This is a genomic window from Microbacterium oxydans, assembly GCF_026559675.1.
In the GTDB taxonomy this organism is placed as follows: domain Bacteria; phylum Actinomycetota; class Actinomycetes; order Actinomycetales; family Microbacteriaceae; genus Microbacterium; species Microbacterium oxydans_D.
The window spans coordinates 993,845-1,011,223 of record NZ_CP092891.1 but is presented as its reverse complement, the minus strand read 5'-3'; the positions used below and the strand labels follow the sequence as shown (position 1 = coordinate 1,011,223).

17 protein-coding genes are annotated in these 17,379 nt (G+C 69.8%); 6 read left to right on the top strand and 11 right to left on the bottom strand.

Translation table 11 applies throughout. The features are described from left to right. The first annotated feature begins 70 nt into the window (after nt 1-70). A complete protein-coding gene (locus MME74_RS04870; RefSeq protein ID WP_267417594.1) occupies nt 71-1,156 on the top strand; it encodes an FAD-dependent oxidoreductase in 1,086 nt (361 codons plus the stop codon). 110 nt (nt 1,157-1,266) lie between these two features. Here MME74_RS04870 and MME74_RS04865 read toward each other — a convergent pair whose 3' ends face one another. The 10 genes from MME74_RS04865 to MME74_RS04820 all read right to left on the bottom strand — a co-directional run bounded on the left by MME74_RS04865 (nt 1,267) and on the right by MME74_RS04820 (nt 10,724). Continuing rightward, entirely contained in the window at nt 1,267-2,955 is a 1,689-nt protein-coding gene (locus tag MME74_RS04865) for an ABC-F family ATP-binding cassette domain-containing protein (protein ID WP_267417593.1), read from the bottom strand. 79 nt (nt 2,956-3,034) lie between these two features. Beyond that, entirely contained in the window at nt 3,035-3,586 is a 552-nt protein-coding gene (locus MME74_RS04860) for an OsmC family protein (protein ID WP_267417592.1), read from the bottom strand. A gap of 87 nt (nt 3,587-3,673) precedes the next feature. After that, on the bottom strand, nt 3,674-5,479 hold the full coding sequence (locus tag MME74_RS04855) for an ATP-binding protein (protein WP_267417591.1): 1,806 nt from the start codon (nt 5,477-5,479) through the stop codon (nt 3,674-3,676). Beyond that, a complete protein-coding gene (locus tag MME74_RS04850) occupies nt 5,476-5,823 on the bottom strand; it encodes a response regulator (RefSeq protein WP_267417590.1) in 348 nt (115 codons plus the stop codon). Before MME74_RS04850 ends, MME74_RS04855 begins: the two co-directional genes overlap by 4 nt. After that, nucleotides 5,820-5,963 (bottom strand): hypothetical protein, encoded by a 144-nt coding sequence (locus MME74_RS04845; RefSeq protein ID WP_267417589.1) that lies wholly within the window; start codon nt 5,961-5,963, stop codon nt 5,820-5,822. Before MME74_RS04845 ends, MME74_RS04850 begins: the two co-directional genes overlap by 4 nt. Beyond that, nucleotides 5,960-7,447 carry a glycosyltransferase family 2 protein gene (locus tag MME74_RS04840; protein ID WP_267417588.1) on the bottom strand — a complete coding sequence of 496 codons (1,488 nt, stop codon included), beginning with the start codon at nt 7,445-7,447 and terminating at the stop codon, nt 5,960-5,962. The genes MME74_RS04845 and MME74_RS04840 overlap by 4 nt, the downstream gene beginning before the upstream one ends. After that, entirely contained in the window at nt 7,447-8,160 is a 714-nt protein-coding gene (locus MME74_RS04835) for a PHP domain-containing protein (RefSeq protein ID WP_267417587.1), read from the bottom strand. The genes MME74_RS04840 and MME74_RS04835 overlap by 1 nt, the downstream gene beginning before the upstream one ends. Then, nucleotides 8,157-9,146 carry an ATP-grasp domain-containing protein gene (locus MME74_RS04830; protein ID WP_267417586.1) on the bottom strand — a complete coding sequence of 330 codons (990 nt, stop codon included), beginning with the start codon at nt 9,144-9,146 and terminating at the stop codon, nt 8,157-8,159. The genes MME74_RS04835 and MME74_RS04830 overlap by 4 nt, the downstream gene beginning before the upstream one ends. After that, nucleotides 9,146-10,189: a response regulator gene (locus tag MME74_RS04825; RefSeq protein WP_267417585.1), complete on the bottom strand. Its 1,044-nt coding sequence runs from the start codon at nt 10,187-10,189 to the stop codon at nt 9,146-9,148. The genes MME74_RS04830 and MME74_RS04825 overlap by 1 nt, the downstream gene beginning before the upstream one ends. Nucleotides 10,190-10,409: 220 nt before the next feature. Continuing rightward, the gene (locus MME74_RS04820; RefSeq protein WP_267417584.1) at nt 10,410-10,724 is read right to left on the bottom strand and encodes a DUF2277 domain-containing protein; all 315 of its coding nucleotides are present in this window, start codon (nt 10,722-10,724) and stop codon (nt 10,410-10,412) included. Between the two features lie 162 nt (nt 10,725-10,886). On the opposite strand from MME74_RS04820, the gene MME74_RS04815 reads away from it, so the two are divergent. Beyond that, nucleotides 10,887-11,423: a hypothetical protein gene (locus MME74_RS04815; RefSeq protein ID WP_267417583.1), complete on the top strand. Its 537-nt coding sequence runs from the start codon at nt 10,887-10,889 to the stop codon at nt 11,421-11,423. 98 nt (nt 11,424-11,521) lie between these two features. Here the strand turns inward: MME74_RS04815 and guaB are convergent, their stop codons facing one another. Next, the gene (guaB, locus tag MME74_RS04810) at nt 11,522-13,024 is read right to left on the bottom strand and encodes an IMP dehydrogenase (protein ID WP_267417582.1); all 1,503 of its coding nucleotides are present in this window, start codon (nt 13,022-13,024) and stop codon (nt 11,522-11,524) included. Between the two features lie 319 nt (nt 13,025-13,343). On the opposite strand from guaB, the gene MME74_RS04805 reads away from it, so the two are divergent. From MME74_RS04805 to MME74_RS04790, 4 genes are read left to right on the top strand one after another with little or no spacing between them, the layout of a single operon-like run. After that, nucleotides 13,344-14,630, top strand: coding sequence for an ABC transporter permease subunit (locus tag MME74_RS04805; protein ID WP_416383340.1), 1,287 nt, complete (start codon nt 13,344-13,346; stop codon nt 14,628-14,630). A gap of 3 nt (nt 14,631-14,633) precedes the next feature. Next, entirely contained in the window at nt 14,634-15,611 is a 978-nt protein-coding gene (locus MME74_RS04800; protein ID WP_267417580.1) for a branched-chain amino acid ABC transporter permease, read from the top strand. A gap of 25 nt (nt 15,612-15,636) precedes the next feature. Then, entirely contained in the window at nt 15,637-16,596 is a 960-nt protein-coding gene (locus MME74_RS04795) for an ABC transporter ATP-binding protein (RefSeq protein ID WP_267418517.1), read from the top strand. Next, complete coding sequence (locus MME74_RS04790) at nt 16,593-17,360, top strand: ABC transporter ATP-binding protein (RefSeq protein WP_267417579.1); 768 nt, start codon at nt 16,593-16,595, stop codon at nt 17,358-17,360. Before MME74_RS04795 ends, MME74_RS04790 begins: the two co-directional genes overlap by 4 nt. Nucleotides 17,361-17,379: the final 19 nt, after the last annotated feature.

Below are 17,379 nucleotides of genomic sequence, written 5' to 3'. Positions count from 1 at the left end.
CACCCCTCCAGCCTACCCGGCACCCGAGCGCACCCGTGCTGGGAGACTGGATGCGAGATCGGGAGGCAGCATGGAGACGGACGTCGGGGATGTCGTCGTGGTGGGCGGCGGCGTCATGGGACTCGCGACCGCGTGGGAGCTGGTCCGCCGAGGCCTGCGTCCGATCGTGCTGGAGCGCTTCGCGCGCGGACACCACGAGGGCGCCTCGCACGGCGCGACGCGCAACTTCAACAACGCCTACGACCAGGACCACTACCTCGACCTGCTCGTGCGGGCCCGCGCGGGGTGGGACGCCCTCGGCGAGGTCGGCGGCGAGCCACTCCTTCGGCTGCATGGGCTCGTCACACACGGCGATGTCGACATCGCGGCCGTGCAGCAGGGACTCGACGCCCGCGGCATCCCCTCCGCGGTGCTGTCGTCCGCCGAGGCCGGCGCGCGCTGGCCGGGGATGCGCGTCGACGGCGACGTGCTGTGGTCGCAGGACGCCGGGGTCGTGCGCGCCGCGGAAGCGCTGCGTGAACTGGAGCGGCGGATCGTGATCGGCGGCGGCGAGGTGCGATGGAGCTGCCCGGTCGCGCACATCGGCCAGGATCCCGATGGCGCGGTGCTCGCCCTCGCCGACGGGACCCGGATGCGGGTGGACACCGTCGTGGTCACGGCCGGCGCCTGGACGTCGACGCTCCTCGCCCGCCTCGGCCTGCCGCCCCTCACCGTCACGGAGGAGACGCCGGCGCACTTCCGGCCTCGGACGGATGCGGTGTGGCCCTCGTTCAACCACTACGTCGATCCCGCCGCGTACCCCGCGACCGTGTACGGGATGCCGACCCCCGGCGAAGGGGTCAAGGTCGGCTTCCACGGCGTCGGCGACGCGGTCGACCCCGACGCCCGCCCGCACGTCCCCACGCATCAGACAGGCCTGGCGGACTACGTACGGGAGTGGATGCCGGGCCTCGACGCGGCCACCGCGGTGCCGATCAGCTGCACGTACACCTCGACCGACGACGGCACGTTCGTCCTCGATCGCCGCGGCCGAGTCGTCGTCGGGGCGGGATTCTCCGGGCACGGCTTCAAGTTCGCGCCGGGCGTCGGCGGGGTCCTGGCCGATCTCGTCCTGGACCCTACCGCGCGCGCCGCGGAGGCCTTCCGCCTGCCCTGATGCCACGGGGGGTGGAGCCGTTTCGTCTCGCTGCGCTCGCTCAACGACCGGGGCGGGCTCGCTCAACGACCGGGTGGGCGGGCTCGCTAAACGACCGGAGGGGCGGGGCGTCAGCGGGCGCGGGCGACCCGCTTCTCGTCCCAGACCGGCGCGTCGGACTCGTAGACCTCGCCGTCCGCCCCGAACACCAGGAACCGGTCGAACGACCGCGCGAACCAGCGGTCGTGCGTCACGGCCAGCACGGTGCCCTCGAAGCGCGCGAGAGCGTCTTCCAGCGCCTCGGCCGACTCCAGGTCGAGGTTGTCGGTCGGCTCGTCGAGCAGCAGCAGCGTCGCTCCGGACAGCTCCAGCAGCAGCACCTGGAGTCGCGCCTGCTGCCCGCCCGAGAGCGAGTCGAAGGTCTGCTGCGCCTGCCGCACGAGTCCGTAACGGTCGAGCGCGGAGCTCGCGGCATCGCGCGGCATCCCCGCTCGGCGGTCGTCGCCGCGATGCAGGATCTCCAGGAGCGTCCGTCCGACGAACTCCGGGTGCGCGTGGGTCTGCGCGAAGAGTCCCGGCACCACGCGGGCGCCGAGCACCGCGCGTCCCGTGTGCGCCACGGCGCTCAGCTCCTCGCCCGTGGAGGTCACGTGGCCGAGGGTCGGGTCCGGATCGCTGCCTCCGCGGGCCAGGAGCCGCAGGAAGTGCGACTTGCCCGAGCCGTTCGAGCCCAGCACCGCGACACGGTCGCCGTACCAGACCTCCGCATCGAACGGGCGCATGAGCCCGGTCAGCTCGAGGCGCTGGGCCACCACGGCGCGCTTGCCCGTGCGCGACCCCCGCAGCCGCATGTCGAAGTCCTGCGCGGGCGGGCGCTCCTCCGGCGGTCCGGCCTCCTCGAACTTGCGTAGCCGCGTCTGCGCGGCCTGATACCGCGAGGCGAAGCCGTCGTTCGCCGACGCCTTGACCTTGAGGTTCGCGACCAGGGTGCGCAGCTTCTCGTGCTGCTCGTCCCACCGCCGGCGCAGCTCGTCGAGCCGATCCATCCGGTCGCTGCGGGCCTGCGGATACGTCGCGAACCCGCCGCCGTGCACCCAGGCGGTCGCGCCCGCGGCTCCGGGCTCGAGGGTGATCAGCCGGTCGGCCGCACGCGCGAGCAGCTCGCGGTCGTGCGACACCAGGAGCACCGTCTTCGGCGTCTGGCGCAGCTGCTCCTCCAGCCAGCGCTTGGTGGGCACGTCGAGGTAGTTGTCCGGCTCGTCGAGCAGCAGCACCTCATCGGGTCCGCGCAGCAGGGCCTCGAGGGCGAGCCGCTTCTGCTCCCCGCCCGAGAGCGTGGTGAGCTCGCGATACCGGGCGCGCTCGAACGGCACCCCGAGCGCGGCGACCGTGCACTGGTCCCAGACCGTCTCGTGCTCGTAACCGCCCGCGTCCGCGTACTCGGCGATGGCCGAGGCGTACGCCATCTGGGCGTCGTGCTCGTCGCGCTCGATCAGCGCGTTCTCGGCGGCCTCGAGTGTCTCGGCGGCGGCGCGGATGCGCGCGGGGGCGACCCGCACCAGCAGCTGGTGCACCGTCTCACCCGCCTCGCCGTGGCCGACGAACTGGTCCATGACGCCGAGACCGCCGTCGATCGTGACGACGCCGTCATCGGCGGCCTGGTCACCGCGGATGATCCGCAGCAGCGTGGTCTTGCCGGCACCGTTCGGACCGATCAGCGCGCTCGTCGAGCCGGCGCCGACCCGGAACGTCACCTCGTCGAGAAGCGGTCTGCCGTCGGGAAGCGTCAGGGAGACACTGGATACATCGATATAGCCCACGGTGCGTGGCCGTCCTTCCGCCCCGCGAATGCCGAGCCGACCAGGCTATCAGGACGGGCGGCGACGCCCCGCACCGCGCTCAGGCGAGAGCGCTGGCGGTCGGGACGGGGTTCGCGAAGAGGTCGAGCACCGGGCAGTGCGCGTCGACGGTCGCCCGCAGGTTCTCGTACGCTTCGGCGCTGTCCGGGCCGGTGATGTCCACGGACACCCGCACGTCGTGGAAGCCGGCGCGCCCCGACTCGTCGATGCCGAAGAGCTTGCGCACGTCGAGGTCGCCCTCCGCCGTGATCTCGATCTCGTCGATCGTGAGACCGAGCGCCTGCGCGTAGAGGCGGTAGACGACCACCTGACACGAGATGAGCGCCCCCAGCGCGTACTCGACCGGGCTGGCCGCCACGTCGTCGCCCGCCAGCGCTCCCGGCTCGTCGACCAGGAAGCGGTGCTTGCCGGCACGGATCTCGGTGGCGACGGAGCCGATGCCCCGCCCGCTCACCCGGTACGTGAGCTGCGCATTCGCGTCGTCCGCCGCGATCCGCTCGTTCCATGCGGTTCCGGCGTCGGTGAGGCGCTGTGCGCGCTCGGCCGGGGTGACGTCGGCAATGCCCGCGAGCTGGTCCTGGAGAAGAGTCATGGCCCGACGGTAGCGAGCGGCAGCCGCCGACCGCCCGACGGCCGTCATCGACGGTCACAGGCCGACATCGACCGCAACAGTGCGCGGTCAGTCCGCGCGGCTCAGGCTCGCCAGCACCTCGGTACGGGGAGCGACGGGGAGGATGAAGCGGAACTCCGTGCCCACCCCCTCCTGACTCGTCACGTCCATCGTGCCGCCGTGCGCCAGCACGATCGCGCGGGTGATCGTGAGACCGAGCCCCACCCCCGGCACCGCGTTGCGGGTGGCCGTCGATGCCCGGAAGAAGCGGGTGAACAGCATCCCCTGCTCGTCCTCCGGGATGCCGATGCCGGTGTCGGCGATCGAGAGCTCGACGCCCCCGTCGACCTGCCGGACGCGGGCGGTGACCGTTCCGCCCCGCGGGGTGAACTTGATGGCGTTGGAGAGCAGGTTGTCGATGGCCTGCCCGATCCGACCGGCGTCGACGAACACGGGGACGGCATCGGGCCCGATCTCGGCGACCAGCTCGATGCCCTCCCGCTGCGCATGCGGCTTCGCCGACGACACCGCCGAACGCACCAGCGCGGCCACGTCCGAGTCATCGCGGTCCAGCGGGAACCGGCCGGACTCCACCTGCGCGGTGAAGAGAAGATCGCCGACGAGGTTGAGCAGCCGCTGCGCGTTGCGCTCGATGATCCCGACGAACTCCTGCTGGTCCTCCGTGAGAGGCTGCCCCGGGTCGTTCTGCAACAGGTCGAGGAAGCCGATGATCGCGCTCAGCGGGGTGCGCAGCTCGTGCGAGATCATCCCGACGAACTCGTCCTTCATGCGTGCGACCTCGACGGCCCTGGTCTCGTCCGTGAGCACGAACAGGTACCCCTGCTGCGCGCCGGCACCGTCCTTGTGCGGGCTCACCGTGACCCGGGCGGGAACCGTGGCGCCGCCGGCCGTGACGATCTCGAGTTCGCCGTCGGCCGCCTGCTCGGCATCCGCCCGTGCGAACAGCCCCTGGATGCCGCGCGGGAGGTCGGCGTAGCCCACGGGCAGCTCCTCCGGCTGCGGCGCGGAGTCCGGATGGTCCTCCGCCAGCAGCGACAGCACCGACGTCGAGAAGAAGCGGTCGATGCGCACACCGGCGAGCGCCTCGTCGACCGAGAGCCCGAGCAGCCGCACAGCCCCTGGATTCCACGCCGTCACGGTGCCGCTGCAGTCGGTCGCGATCACCGCCTGCGCCGTGATCGACGACCAGAGGCTCTCGAAGGAGTCGAGCAGCTCGCGGTACTGACGCTCCTTGTCGCGCAGCTGGACGATCATCGCGACGTTCTCCGAGAGCGCCTTCGTGCGTTCGGCGACCAGTTGCTCGGCCTGTTCGACGCGCATGCGCTGCTGCCGGGCGAGCTGGTTGACGACCGCGGCGACCGCGGAGAACACCAGCGGACCCACGACGCCGCGCAACCACTCGATGGATGTGGAGGGCGGGTCCGTGAAGTAGGGCATCAGCAGCGCGAACGAGGTCAGGCCGAACACGGCGAAGACCCAGCGGATGCCCGGGGCCGCGGCGATCCACACCACGGGGAGGATGACCAGCGAGCTGAAGATCGACGTGGCGCCGCCCGTGCCGGAGCGGAAGAGCCCCAGCCCGATGATGTCGACGATCGGGATCAGGAGCACGACCCAGCCGTCCTCCGTGCCGCGCGCGGTGAGCACGGCAGCCAGAGCGGTGGCGGCGAGGACGATGACGAGGCCGCCGATCGCCGGCACGAAGTGGGTGAGCGGAAGATCGGGGATCCACCACGTCAGCACCGCTGCGAGAACGGCGGCGATGAACGTCGGAGCCTGCTTGAGCATCGGGCTCGGGTTGTCCAAGACGCCGTACCAGCGGTTCTCGGCGCGGTCGAGCGGTGTCGCCCTCATCGCTGCACCCGTTCGACGATGGCATGCAGGTCAGCACCCGTGATGGGCTTCGGCAGCGCGGCGTCGGCCGGCGGATAGTCCGCGGCGTCGAGCACCGAGCTGATCACGAGGAAGCAGTCGGGGAACTGCTCCTGCACCAGCCGCGCACACGCCTGTCCGGAGATGCCGGGGAGCAGGAGATCGAGCACGGCCAGCACCGGGTCGATGTCCGGGAAGGCGGCGATCGCGGACTCGGCGTCCCGGGCGATGAACACGTCGAAGCCCTCGCGATCGAGGTAACGGCGCAGCAGCGCCGCCTGATCGGGGGCGTCCTCGACGACCAGGGCCAGCGGCCTCCGGCTCATCGAAGGAACAGCTCTCGGACGATGACGACGAGGACGACGACCGCGAGGGCGAGGAGCGCCTGCGGGATCAGCCGCCGCTCTCGTCGAGCATCCGCGGTGATCTCCGCCACTTCGGCGTCGTGCGACGGGATTCCGGTCATGAGTCGACACGTCCGATCTTCTCGGTCTTGATCCAGGAGGCGTCGGCGCGACGCCACTCTTTGATGTAGGAGTCCACGGTGATGGCGCACAGCAGCGAGCCGTAGCCGCAGATGTAGAGCAGCAGGCCCGCGAAGAACCGTCCTCCGGGCAGCGGCTCGATCGCCCGCGCCAGCCAGATCCCGAGCATCGAGATCGGCCCCCAGAGGTAGAAGATCACGGCCCACATGAAGCGCGACTGGTCAGTGAGCCCCAGTCCGAGCGCGGTCAGCCCCGACGCGAACGCCCACGGGAACAGGGCGATGGCCATGAGGATGAGCGCGCCGAGCCCCGGGAACATGATCGCCTCACGCCAGGAGCGTCGCCCCGTCCGCGGATCCAGCTGCACGGAGTACAGCATCGAGAACAGGTAGACGCATGCCGCCGTGATCCACATGAAGCGGAACACGAACTCGGCGATGTCGCTGTGCAGGACGAGGAGGGCGAGCATGCCGGCGGCCGCGAGGAGCATGAACGCCGGCAGCAGCAGGATCGTGAACCAGGCGAGGCCGAACGTGAAGCTGCCCAGATGGTGCTCGCGGCTCGGACGGAACCAGAGCCGGCGATAGATCGACGTGAGCTGCACGTTCCCGCGCGCCCAGCGCAGTCGCTGCTTCCAGAGGCTGTCGATCGTCCGCGGCTCCTCGGCCAGCACGAGCGCGTGCGGCTCGAACACCATGCGCCGCCCCTTGAGCTGCCCCTCGAACGTCGTCATGGTGTCTTCCGCGAGGGTGCCGGTGGGGATACGCCCGCCGATCGCCTCCAGGTTCGCGCGCGAGTGCAGCTGGGCACCGCCCGCGAGGCAGGCGATCGCGCCGCCGACGTTCTGCACCCGACGGGCGGAGAGCTGGCCGATCACGTACTCGATCGCGATGAACCGCGTGAGGTAGTTGCGGTCGCGGCTGCCCTCGGCGATGTACGCCGTGACGGCCCCGACCTTCTCGTCGGCGAGGTGCCGGGTGAGCTTGCGCAGGGAGTCGCGCGAGAAGATCACGTCCGCGTCCATGATGAGCACGGCTTCGGTCCAGTCGTCCGCCAGCACCACGTCGAGGCCGTGGTTGAGGGTGTGCGCCTTCCCCTCGCCGCCCTTCTCCCGTCGCAGGTGCACGACCCGTCCGGGGTACGCCTCGGCCTTCGCTGCCACGAGGGCCGGGGTGTCGTCGGTCGAGGCGTCGTCGACCACGAAGACCCGGAGACGCTCGGCGGGATACTCCAGCTGCAGCAGCCGCTCGATCGCGGGGCCGATCACGAGCCCCTCGTTCCAGGCGGGGATGATGACCGCGACGTTCGGGTGGTACGGCGCCGCCTTGCCGTAGTGGTTGCGGAACGCGTGCAGCGGCAGTGTGAGGAACTGGAGGCCCGTGTTGAGTACGGGCAGGGTGCCGACCAGGACGCAGAGCAGCAGGAAGACGACGAGCACCGTCTCCAGCCAACTCAGATCCGCCATCAGGAGTCATCCCTCGTGTCGAGCAGGGGCAGGATCCGGGAGTAGCGTCCGACGTCGGAGGCCTGGTGGCTGTCGGTGGAGGCGACGATCTCGGCGCCGGCGAGCCGCAGGGACTCGAGCGCGCCCGTTCCGGGGCAGCCCCACTTCTCGTTGACCTCGACCAGGGTGTCGGTCTCGGCGGCCGTGCGCGCCCAGGCATCCGTGCGCGCCGGACCCAGCTGGTCCTCGGAGAGGCCGATCTTCGGCAGGATCGAGAAGCAGTGCGCGAGCTGGTTGCCCGGATGCCGGCGCATCGTGGCGATCAGGGCGTTCACGAACTGGTCCAGGACGTCATCCACCGCCCATCCCGCGGCGATCCGCTCCCGGACGGCCGTGGGGCCGAGCGGGCCGTCGACGCCGGGGAACTGGTGGTCCGCGATCAGGATCCGGTCGATCCCCTCTGGCAGGGACGGGATGTCGAGGGCCCCCGAGGCATCGAGGATCTTGGCTTCGACGCCCGTGAGCACGGTGAGCCCGTCCGGCACCCGCAGCGCACGCACCGCCGCGAGGTACTCCGGCACCCAGGTGGTGCTCTGCCGCACATGATCGACCAGACGCAGCGTCGTGAGTCCGGCCGCCGCTGCCGCCTCGACGTTCTCGGCGAGGGTCGAGACCGCGTCGTCCGAGAAGGTCGAGTGGACGTGGTGGTCGCCGCGGAGGAGCGCGTGACTCACAGCTCCTCCTGATGCCCCGCATGGTCGGAGACCAGCAGGTCGTCGACCTCGACGATCACGTCTTCCAGGAAGCGCACCGAGGCGACCTCGCGGAACGGCACGCGCACCGGCAGCTCGCGCCCGAGGAACAGATCGGCCACGAGGGACGGGATGTCGACGCCGGCCGCGATCGTCAGGGGCAGCGCTCCGGGGAACCGCGGGTTGACCTCGAGCAGCACGGCACGGCCGGCCCGGTCACGACGCAGCTGCACGTTCGCGACGCCCACGAGTCCGATGGCCCGGGCGATCGCGGCCGCGGTCTCCTCGAGCTCGGGGTCGCGGACGGTCTGCCCGGCGATCGCGACACCCGAGTCCACGCGCGCCCGGGTCCGCGGCACCGCGGCCACGACGTTGCCCGCCGCGTCCGCGATCACGTCGACCGAGTACTCCTCCCCCGGAAGGAAGTCCTGCACGATGAGTCCCTCGTCCGTCGGCAGGGCCTCGAGCGCGGCACGATCGGGCACCAGGCGCACGCCACGGCTCCCCGCGCCCTGACGCGGCTTGGCGAAGACCGGGAACTCCCAGTCGACCGCCTCCGCATCGGCTCCGGCGAGGACCGTGCGCGGGGTGCGGCCGGTCGGCGCGCAGCGCACGGCGAGCGCGAGCTTGTCGAGTGCCGTGTCGAGCGTGTCCTCCGAGGGCGCGGCGAGCACCGCGGGCGCGAGCTCGTCCCGCCGGCCGGCCAGGGCGATGAGCTCCACGTCGACCGTCGAGATCACGAGGTCGAGCTCGTCCTCGGCGACCAGGCGGGCGATCGCGGGCACGAAGTCCGCGTCCCGTCCCGGCGGCACCAGGCGGCGCTGTGCCGGCGGCACGAGGTAGATGCCGCTCGCCCACCCGTCCATGTCCGCCGCGAAGACGGTCAGGTCGGAACGGCGGAGGAGGGATCGGATCACGGCGACGCCGGCCGGTCCGCCGGCTCCGGTCACCAGTACACGCGTGGTCATCAGCTCTCCCGTCGAGTGAGTTCGTGGGCGCCGATGAACTCGGCCGTCTCGCGCACCACCTCGAGTGGCTCGACCGCGACTCCGCCGCCGAACCGCGACCAGTACCGCGCGGTGGCCGTGACGAACTCGGGCGCGAGGTAGTCGCGGCTCGCGGTCTGCGAGCCGAACCGCTCCAGCAGGCGCAGCTTGTCGTCGAGATACTGATCGATCCGCACGAAGCGCGTGGGACGGAAGTCGATCGTCGACGAGGGGCTCTGGTAGCAGGCGACGGTCCCGACACGTCGGGTCGCCACCACGGTGGCCTCGCTCACGGCGCGGTGGTCCTGATGGCGGTCGTGGCTCGAGTGCGTGTAGACGATCGTGGGCTGGATCTCCTGCACGACCTCCTCGATGAGGCGCACGGTCGAGCCGCCGCCGGAGATCTCGGTGTCCACGAGATCCTTCAGGAAGAGCCGGGCACCGAGCATCTCGGCTGCCGCGAGCGACTCGTCCTGGCGGCTGTCGGCATCCCCGCCGCGGGCTCCACGGGACAGGGTGAGGATCGTGATCTCGTCCTGCGCCCGCGCATGGGCGGCGAGGAGCCCACCGACCCCGATCTCCACGTCGTCGGGGTGCGCGCCGATCGCGAGCACCCGCTCCGGCTTGCGTGCCTCCTCGCGACGGCGGCGTCCTTCCTCGACCAGGCGGGTGACCGCCTCGACGAGCTTGACGTTGTCGAGGGGCTTGGTGAGGAATTCGTCGGCCTGGGCGCGCAGCGCGGAGACCGCGTACTCGACCGAGACGTGCGCCGTCATCACGACGACGGGCACGGTCGGGTTGGTGCGCCGCAGCTCGGCCAGCAGCTCCAGCCCGTTCAGGCCCGGCATCTCGATGTCGGTGACCACGACGTCGGGGCGCACCTCCGCCACGCGTTCGACGGCGGTCCGGCCGTCTTCGGCGACGTCGACGACGCAGCCGGCTCGGCGCTCGAGAACGGTCTTCACGAGCAGGGCGACGTCCGGGTCGTCATCGACGACGAGTACGCGAGGAGCATCCTCTGACATTTGTGCAGCTCTCCTTGGGGAGGTTCCCTGACCGATGGGGATCGGCCACGCGACCTCGGCGCCTTCATCGCCGGGGCCGCTGGGAAAGTCGAGCGGGGTATGTCGATTCTGGCATAGGCCCGCACGCACGGCGGGAGGCGCATCCGCGAGCGTGCATGGGAGGGGTCGACGGCCGTCGTGGGCCGACGGCTGCGCTCTCCTGCGCCGGGCGCCGCCTGTCTCAGGATCCGGCCGCCGCGGCCCGCTTCTCCTGCTGGAACACGCGGATGGCCTCGTAGCGATCGGCCGAGCGCGCGCGACGCTTGGCCGCCTCGTCGTCGCGGTTCTTGGGCGGCGCGGTCGTCACGAGCTCGTCCAGCAGGACCCTCGTCGCCTGGGCGATCTCGGCGACGGCACGGTCGAAGACGTCCCGGTTGGCACGCGACGGCGCGTTCGCACCGGAGATCTTCCGGACGAACTGCAGGGCCGCGTCGTGGCACTCGTCATCGGTCGCGGCAGGCTCGAGGTTGTTCAGCGGGACGATGTTTCGGCACATACCGGCACGCTACGCCGCGCCCTGGACGGACGGAAGAGCCGGACACCGGTACCGGGCGCCGCGATGGGAGGGGATGGTGCGAGCCGCACCGGTCTCGCTACGCTCGGGGCAATCGGAACCGCAATGCTCGTTCCCTCGTTCACCCCGTTGACAGGACAGAACATGACGAACCCTCCGTTCCCCGACCAGCCGAACCCCGATTCCCCGACCCCCGGCACCCCACCTCCGGTCCCACCCGCCGAGCAGCCCGCCGCGGCCCCGGCCCCGGACTGGAACACCGCGCCGGACGGCGTCCCGGGAGCCGGCGCCGCCGCTCCCGCGCCCGACTATCCGGCCCCACCGTCCGCGGAGTACCCCGCTCCCCCGGCCGCGGGATATGCGACGCCCGGCGCTCCGGTCTACGCGCAGCCGTCACCGACGCCCCCGGGGAAGGTGCTGGCGATCGTCGGCCTCGTGCTCGCGTTCGTGGTGGCCCCGGTCGGACTGATCCTCAGCATCGTCGCCGCCGTGAAGCTCGGCAAGACCGGCCAGCCGAAGGGGCTCGCCATCGCCGGCATCATCGTCGGCGCGATCATCACGATCTTCTGGGTGGTCCTCGTGATCGTGCTGGTCACGGCCTTCGCCGCCCTCTTCGGCATGTGCGCGGACCTCGGCCCCGGGATCTGGGAGGTCGACGGCGTCACCTACCGGTGCAGCTGACGCGCATCTGCGACGGCCATCGCCGACAGACAGCTCCGACAGACAGCGAGAGGGACCGGATGCGACATGCATCCGGTCCCTCTCGTCGTCGGTGACGACTACTTCTTGTAGTTCGGGGCCTCGACCACGATCTGCACGTCGTGCGGGTGCGACTCCTTGAGTCCCGCCGAGGTGATGCGCACGAACTTGCCGCGCGACTTGAGCTCTTCGATCGTGCGCGCACCCACGTAGAACATGGACTGACGCAGTCCGCCGACCAGCTGATAGGCCACGGCGGAGAGCGGTCCGCGATACGGCACCTGGCCCTCGATGCCCTCGGGGATCAGCTTGTCGTCGCTGGGGACGTCGGCCTGGAAGTAGCGGTCCTTGGAGTACGAGGTCTGCTTGCCACGGGTCTGCATCGCACCGAGCGAGCCCATGCCGCGGTACTGCTTGAACTGCTTGCCGGACTGGAAGACGATCTCGCCCGGCGACTCGTCGGTCCCGGCCAGGAGCGAGCCGAGCATGACGGCGTCGGCGCCCGCGACCAGAGCCTTGGCGATGTCACCCGAGTACTGCAGACCGCCGTCGGCGATCACGGGCACGCCGGCGGGGCGTGCGGCGAGCGAGGCCTCGTAGACCGCGGTGACCTGCGGGACGCCGACACCCGCGACGACGCGCGTGGTGCAGATGGAACCGGGGCCGACGCCGACCTTGACCGCGTCGACTCCGGCATCGACGAGCGCCTGGGCACCCTCGCGGGTCGCGACGTTGCCGCCGACGATGTCGATGTGCTCGAACGACGCATCGGCCTTCAGGCGACGGACGAGGTCGATGACGCCCTGGGACTGTCCGTTGGCGGTGTCGACGACGAGCACGTCCACACCGGCGTCGCGCAGCGCCTCGGCGCGCTCCCAGGCGTCGCCGAAGAAGCCGATCGCCGCACCGACGCGCAGTCGGCCCTGGTCGTCCTTGGTGGCGAGCGGATACTTCTCGCTCTTGTCGAAGTCCTTGATGGTGATGAGCCCGGCGAGCTTGCCGTCCTCGTCGATCAGCGGCAGCTTCTCGACGCGGTGCTTCGCGAACAGCGCGATGACCTCACCGGCGGCGACGCCGACCGGAGCGGTCACGAGGTTCTCGCTCGTCATGACGTCCTTGACGAAGGTCGTCTGACGCTCGAAGCCCGAGACGAAGCGCATGTCGCGGTTGGTGATGATGCCCACGAGCTTGCCGTCGTCGTCGACCACGGGGAGACCGGAGATGCGGTACTTGGCGCACAGGTTGTCGACCTCTTCGACGGTCGCGTCCTGCGTCGTGGTGATCGGGTCGGTGATCATGCCCGACTCGCTGCGCTTGACGCGGTCGACGTGCGCGGCCTGATCGGCGATGGAGAGGTTGCGGTGCAGGATCCCGATGCCGCCCTCGCGTGCCATCGCGATCGCCATGCGCGACTCGGTGACCGTGTCCATGGCGCTGGAGAGCAGCGGAGTGGCGACAGAGATTCGGCGAGTGATCCGCGACGAGGTGTCGGCCTCGCTGGGGATCACGTCGGTGTGCCCCGGCAGGAGCAGCACGTCGTCGTATGTCAGTCCGACGAAGCCGAAGGGATCGTGCTGTTCCATGGATTCTCCTTCTGCGCGTGTCGCGCGAGTCCGAGTGCGAGGGGGTGGTCGACGTCGGCCGTTGCGGGGCCGCGGCCCGTATGAAGATTCTAAGCGAGACACGCCCGAGAACATTCCCAGTACCCCGTCGTTATCGGACCGTTGGCCCCGACGGTAGGTGAATCGCCGATCGCCCATTACGCTCAAGTGCGTCGTCCATCCCTGCGGTCGAAACCCGACGCCGCAGAGACACAGCACTCAAAGTGGAGGTTGCGTGGGACCCACAACAATCGCCGTGCATCGAAAGCGCCCCTGGCTGGTCGCCTTCCTCGGTATCCTCATGGCGCTCACAGCGTTCCTGTTCATTCCGCCCTCGTCGGCCTCGGCCGAGACGACAGACGACGGGCAGGAGGTCACGGACTTCTACTTCGCGGGAGTCGTCACCAACGCCGACCAACCCGTCGAGGGCGTGGTCATGTCCATCGAGGGCAACGGCTTCGAGGCCGAGACGAAGACGGACGCCGAAGGCAAGTGGCGTCTCTACGTGCCGGAGAAGGAGACGTACACCCTCACGGTGGACGAATCGACGCTCCCCGACGGCGTGATCGTCGACGCGACGCAGCTCCCGGAGGGCATCCAGCCCGTCTCCGGGACCAGCGCGTCGTTCGAGCTGGAGTTCGGCCTGACCGGCACCAAGATCGTCAACTTCTTCCTCGGGGCCGGAGAGCGGGTCACGGTCTCCTTCCTCGATCAGCTGCTCTCGCGCCTCGTGGGCGGCCTGAACTTCGGCCTCCTGCTCGGTCTCGCCTCCATGGGCGCCGCACTCATCTACGGCACCACGCGCCTGTCGAACTTCGCACACGGCGAGATGGTCACGTGGGGCGCGGTGGTCGCCCTGATCTTCACCACGTTCTGGCATGTCCCGGTCTGGCTCGGCATCATCGCCGCGGTCCTCGGCGGCGCGATCCTCGGCTGGGCGCTCGACGCCGGCATCTGGAAACCCCTGAGACGAAGAGGCCTCGGGGTGGTCCAGCTGATGATCGTGAGCATCGGCCTCTCGCTCGCCCTCCGCTACGGCATGCAGTACATGATCGGCGGCAGCACCTATCAGCTGCCCGGTGCGAGCCCGGAGCCGATCAGACTCGGACCGATCTCGCTCTCCTACATCGACATGATCGGGATGGCGACGAGCATCATCGTGATCCTCGGAGTCGCGTTCTTCCTCACCCGGACCCGCACCGGAAAGGCGACGCGAGCGATCTCGGACAACCCGCAGCTGGCCGCGGCCTCGGGCATCGACGTCGACAAGGTCATCCGCACCGTGTGGATCCTCGCGGGCACGCTCGCGGCGATCTCCGGCATCCTCTGGGCGTACTTCCGGCCCGGTGTGAAGTGGGACATGGGCATGCAGATGCTGCTGCTGATGTTCTGCGCGATCACGCTCGGCGGTCTCGGCTCCGCGATCGGCGCCCTGATCGGCTCGATCATCGTCGGTCTCGCCGTGGAGGTGTCGACCCTGCTGGGCGTCCCCTCCGACCTCAAGTACGCCAGCGCCCTCGTCGCGCTGATCATCATCCTGCTCGTGCGACCGCAGGGCATCCTCGGACGCAAGGAAAGGTTGGGCTGACACATGGACTTCGGAAGCATCTTCGGCAACACCGCCTCCTATCTCTTCAGCCCGACGACGATCGCCTACGCTCTGGCCGCGACCGGTCTCGCCGTGCACTTCGGCTACACCGGACTGCTCAACTTCGGCATGGCGGCCTTCATGGCGATCGGCGGCTACGGCTACGCGATCTCGATCCTGACGTTCGGGTTCCCGTGGTGGGCCGGCGTCCTCGTCGGCATGATCGGCGGCGCGCTGTTCGCCCTCCTCCTCGGCATCCCGACCCTGCGCCTGCGCGCGGACTACCTCGCCATCGCGACCATCGCGGCCGCCGAGGTGGTGCGTCTGATGTTCGTGACGGAGCTGTTCAAGGACTGGACCAACTCGGCCGGTGGGCTCTCGGGGTATCACCAGAGCTTCCGCGACGCGAACCCCTTCCCTCCCGGGACCTACGGATTCGGGCCGTGGACCTACAACGCGACCGACCTGTGGGTGCGCGTCGTCGGCCTGATCTCGCTCGCCGTCGCGGTGCTGGTGGTCTGGGCGCTCATGCGCAGCCCCTGGGGCCGTGTGCTCAAGGGCATCCGTGAGGACGAGGACGCGGTGCGCTCCCTCGGCAAGAACGTCTTCGCCTACAAGATGCAGGCGCTCGTGGTCGGTGGCGTGATCGGCGCCCTCGGCGGCATCGTGTTCATCCTGCCGTCCGCGGTGATCCCGGGCAGCTACTCCACGTCGCTGACGTTCTTCCTCTGGACGATCCTCCTGCTCGGTGGTGCGGCGACCGTGCTCGGACCGACACTCGGCGCCGTGCTGTTCTGGGTGGTGTTCGCCTTCCTCGGCGCGCTGCTCCCCGCGATGGCGAACGCCGGCTACCTGCCCATGTCGGGCGCACAGGCCGACGTCGTGCGGTACATCGTGATCGGTGTCGTCCTGATGCTGATCGTCATTTTCCGCCCCCAGGGCATCCTCGGAAACAAGAGGGAGATGACCTTTGTCAAGTGACAACGACGCGGCAGCAGCCGCGAAGATCACGCCCCGGGCGAAGACCGGCGGCCTCGCCGCCGGTCCCGCCGCCCCCGGCGTCAAGAAGGTCGACCCGATCCTCATCGTCGACGCCGTGGAGCGGCGCTTCGGCGGGCTGACGGCGGTCGACGTCGACCACCTCGAGATCCCGCGCGGCGCCATCACCGCGCTGATCGGTCCCAACGGTGCCGGCAAGACGACGCTGTTCAATCTGCTCTGCGGCTTCGACAAGCCGAACTCTGGCACCTGGTCGTTCGACGGCACCAACCTGTCCGGCATCCCCTCCTTCAAGGTGGCCCGGATGGGACAGGTGCGCACGTTCCAGCTCACCAAGTCGCTGTCGCTGCTCACCGTGCTCGAGAACATGAAGCTCGGGGCGAAGGATCAGCGCGGCGAAGGCTTCTGGGCCGGGCTCTTCCCCTTCCTCTGGCGCAAGCAGGACCAGGAGATTGAGAAGCGCGCGCACGAGCTGCTCACCCGCTTCAAGCTCGACGCCAAGGAGCAGGACTTCGCGGCGTCGCTGTCCGGCGGTCAGCGCAAGCTGCTCGAGATGGCGCGGGCGCTCATGAGCGACCCGACCCTCGTGATGCTCGACGAGCCGATGGCCGGGGTCAACCCCGCGCTCACGCAGTCGCTGCTGGAGCACATCCTCGATCTCAAGGATCTCGGGATGACCGTGCTCTTCGTCGAGCACGACATGCACATGGTGCGCCACATCGCCGACTGGGTGGTCGTCATGGCCGAGGGTCGCGTCGTGGCCGAGGGCCCGCCCGACCAGGTCATGGAGGACCCCGCCGTCGTCGACGCGTACCTGGGCGCGCACCAGGACGTCGATCTCGGCGCGGTCACCGGCCGGCTCCCGGTGATCTCGGAAGAGGACGCCACCCGGATCCGGGAGCAGATCGAGACCGAGGTCGAGGCCGAGGTCGAAGCCGAGGACGAGGCCGAGGAGGAGAAGGCATGACCGACGCACCCGTCGAACGGAACGAGATCAAGAACGACGACGTCATCGTCGAGCTGAAAGACGTCCACGCGGGGTATCTGCCGGGGGTCAACATCCTCAACGGCGCGAACCTCGTCGCCCACAAGGGTGAGCTGATCGGCATCATCGGCCCGAACGGCGCCGGCAAGTCCACGCTGCTCAAGGCCATCTTCGGCATGGTCGAGATCCGGTCCGGCGACGTGACCGTGAAGGGTGAGAGCATCGTCGGCCTCAAGGCCGACAAGCTCGTCCAGCGCGGAGTCGCCTTCGTGCCGCAGACCAACAACGTGTTCCCCTCGCTGACCATCCAGGAGAACCTGGAGATGGGGCTGTACCAGAACCCGAAGATCTTCGCGGAGCGCCTGGAGTTCGTCAGCAGCATCTTCGGCGAGCTGGGCAAGCGCCTGAAGCAGCGCGCCGGCTCGCTCTCCGGCGGCGAGCGCCAGATGGTGGCGATGTCACGGGCGCTCATGATGGATCCCTCGGTGCTGCTGCTCGACGAGCCCTCGGCCGGCCTCTCCCCCGTGCGCCAGGACGACGCGTTCATCCGCGTCTCCGACATCAACAAGGCGGGCGTGACGACGATCATGGTCGAGCAGAACGCCCGACGCTGCCTGCAGATCTGCGACCGCGGCTACGTGCTCGACCAGGGCAAGGACGCCTACGAGGGATCGGGGCGCGAGCTCCTGAACGATCCCAAGGTCATCGGCCTGTACCTCGGCACGCTCGGCACCGACGCCGCCTGAGCCGCACCCCTGCGTCGGC

Excerpts from the sequence above, each read along its gene's own strand:
- MME74_RS04870 (WP_267417594.1), top strand. The coding sequence starts at position 71 with ATGGAGACGGACGTCGGGGATGTCGTCGTGGTGGGCGGCGGCGTCATG.
- MME74_RS04860 (WP_267417592.1), bottom strand. The coding sequence starts at position 3,586 with ATGACTCTTCTCCAGGACCAGCTCGCGGGCATTGCCGACGTCACCCCG.
- MME74_RS04855 (WP_267417591.1), bottom strand. The coding sequence starts at position 5,479 with ATGAGGGCGACACCGCTCGACCGCGCCGAGAACCGCTGGTACGGCGTC.
- MME74_RS04850 (WP_267417590.1), bottom strand. The coding sequence starts at position 5,823 with ATGAGCCGGAGGCCGCTGGCCCTGGTCGTCGAGGACGCCCCCGATCAG.
- MME74_RS04845 (WP_267417589.1), bottom strand. The coding sequence starts at position 5,963 with ATGACCGGAATCCCGTCGCACGACGCCGAAGTGGCGGAGATCACCGCG.
- MME74_RS04840 (WP_267417588.1), bottom strand. The coding sequence starts at position 7,447 with ATGGCGGATCTGAGTTGGCTGGAGACGGTGCTCGTCGTCTTCCTGCTG.
- MME74_RS04830 (WP_267417586.1), bottom strand. The coding sequence starts at position 9,146 with ATGACCACGCGTGTACTGGTGACCGGAGCCGGCGGACCGGCCGGCGTC.
- MME74_RS04825 (WP_267417585.1), bottom strand. The coding sequence starts at position 10,189 with ATGTCAGAGGATGCTCCTCGCGTACTCGTCGTCGATGACGACCCGGAC.
- MME74_RS04820 (WP_267417584.1), bottom strand. The coding sequence starts at position 10,724 with ATGTGCCGAAACATCGTCCCGCTGAACAACCTCGAGCCTGCCGCGACC.
- MME74_RS04815 (WP_267417583.1), top strand. The coding sequence starts at position 10,887 with ATGACGAACCCTCCGTTCCCCGACCAGCCGAACCCCGATTCCCCGACC.
- guaB (WP_267417582.1), bottom strand. The coding sequence starts at position 13,024 with ATGGAACAGCACGATCCCTTCGGCTTCGTCGGACTGACATACGACGAC.
- MME74_RS04805 (WP_416383340.1), top strand. The coding sequence starts at position 13,344 with ATGGCGCTCACAGCGTTCCTGTTCATTCCGCCCTCGTCGGCCTCGGCC.
- MME74_RS04800 (WP_267417580.1), top strand. The coding sequence starts at position 14,634 with ATGGACTTCGGAAGCATCTTCGGCAACACCGCCTCCTATCTCTTCAGC.
- MME74_RS04790 (WP_267417579.1), top strand. The coding sequence starts at position 16,593 with ATGACCGACGCACCCGTCGAACGGAACGAGATCAAGAACGACGACGTC.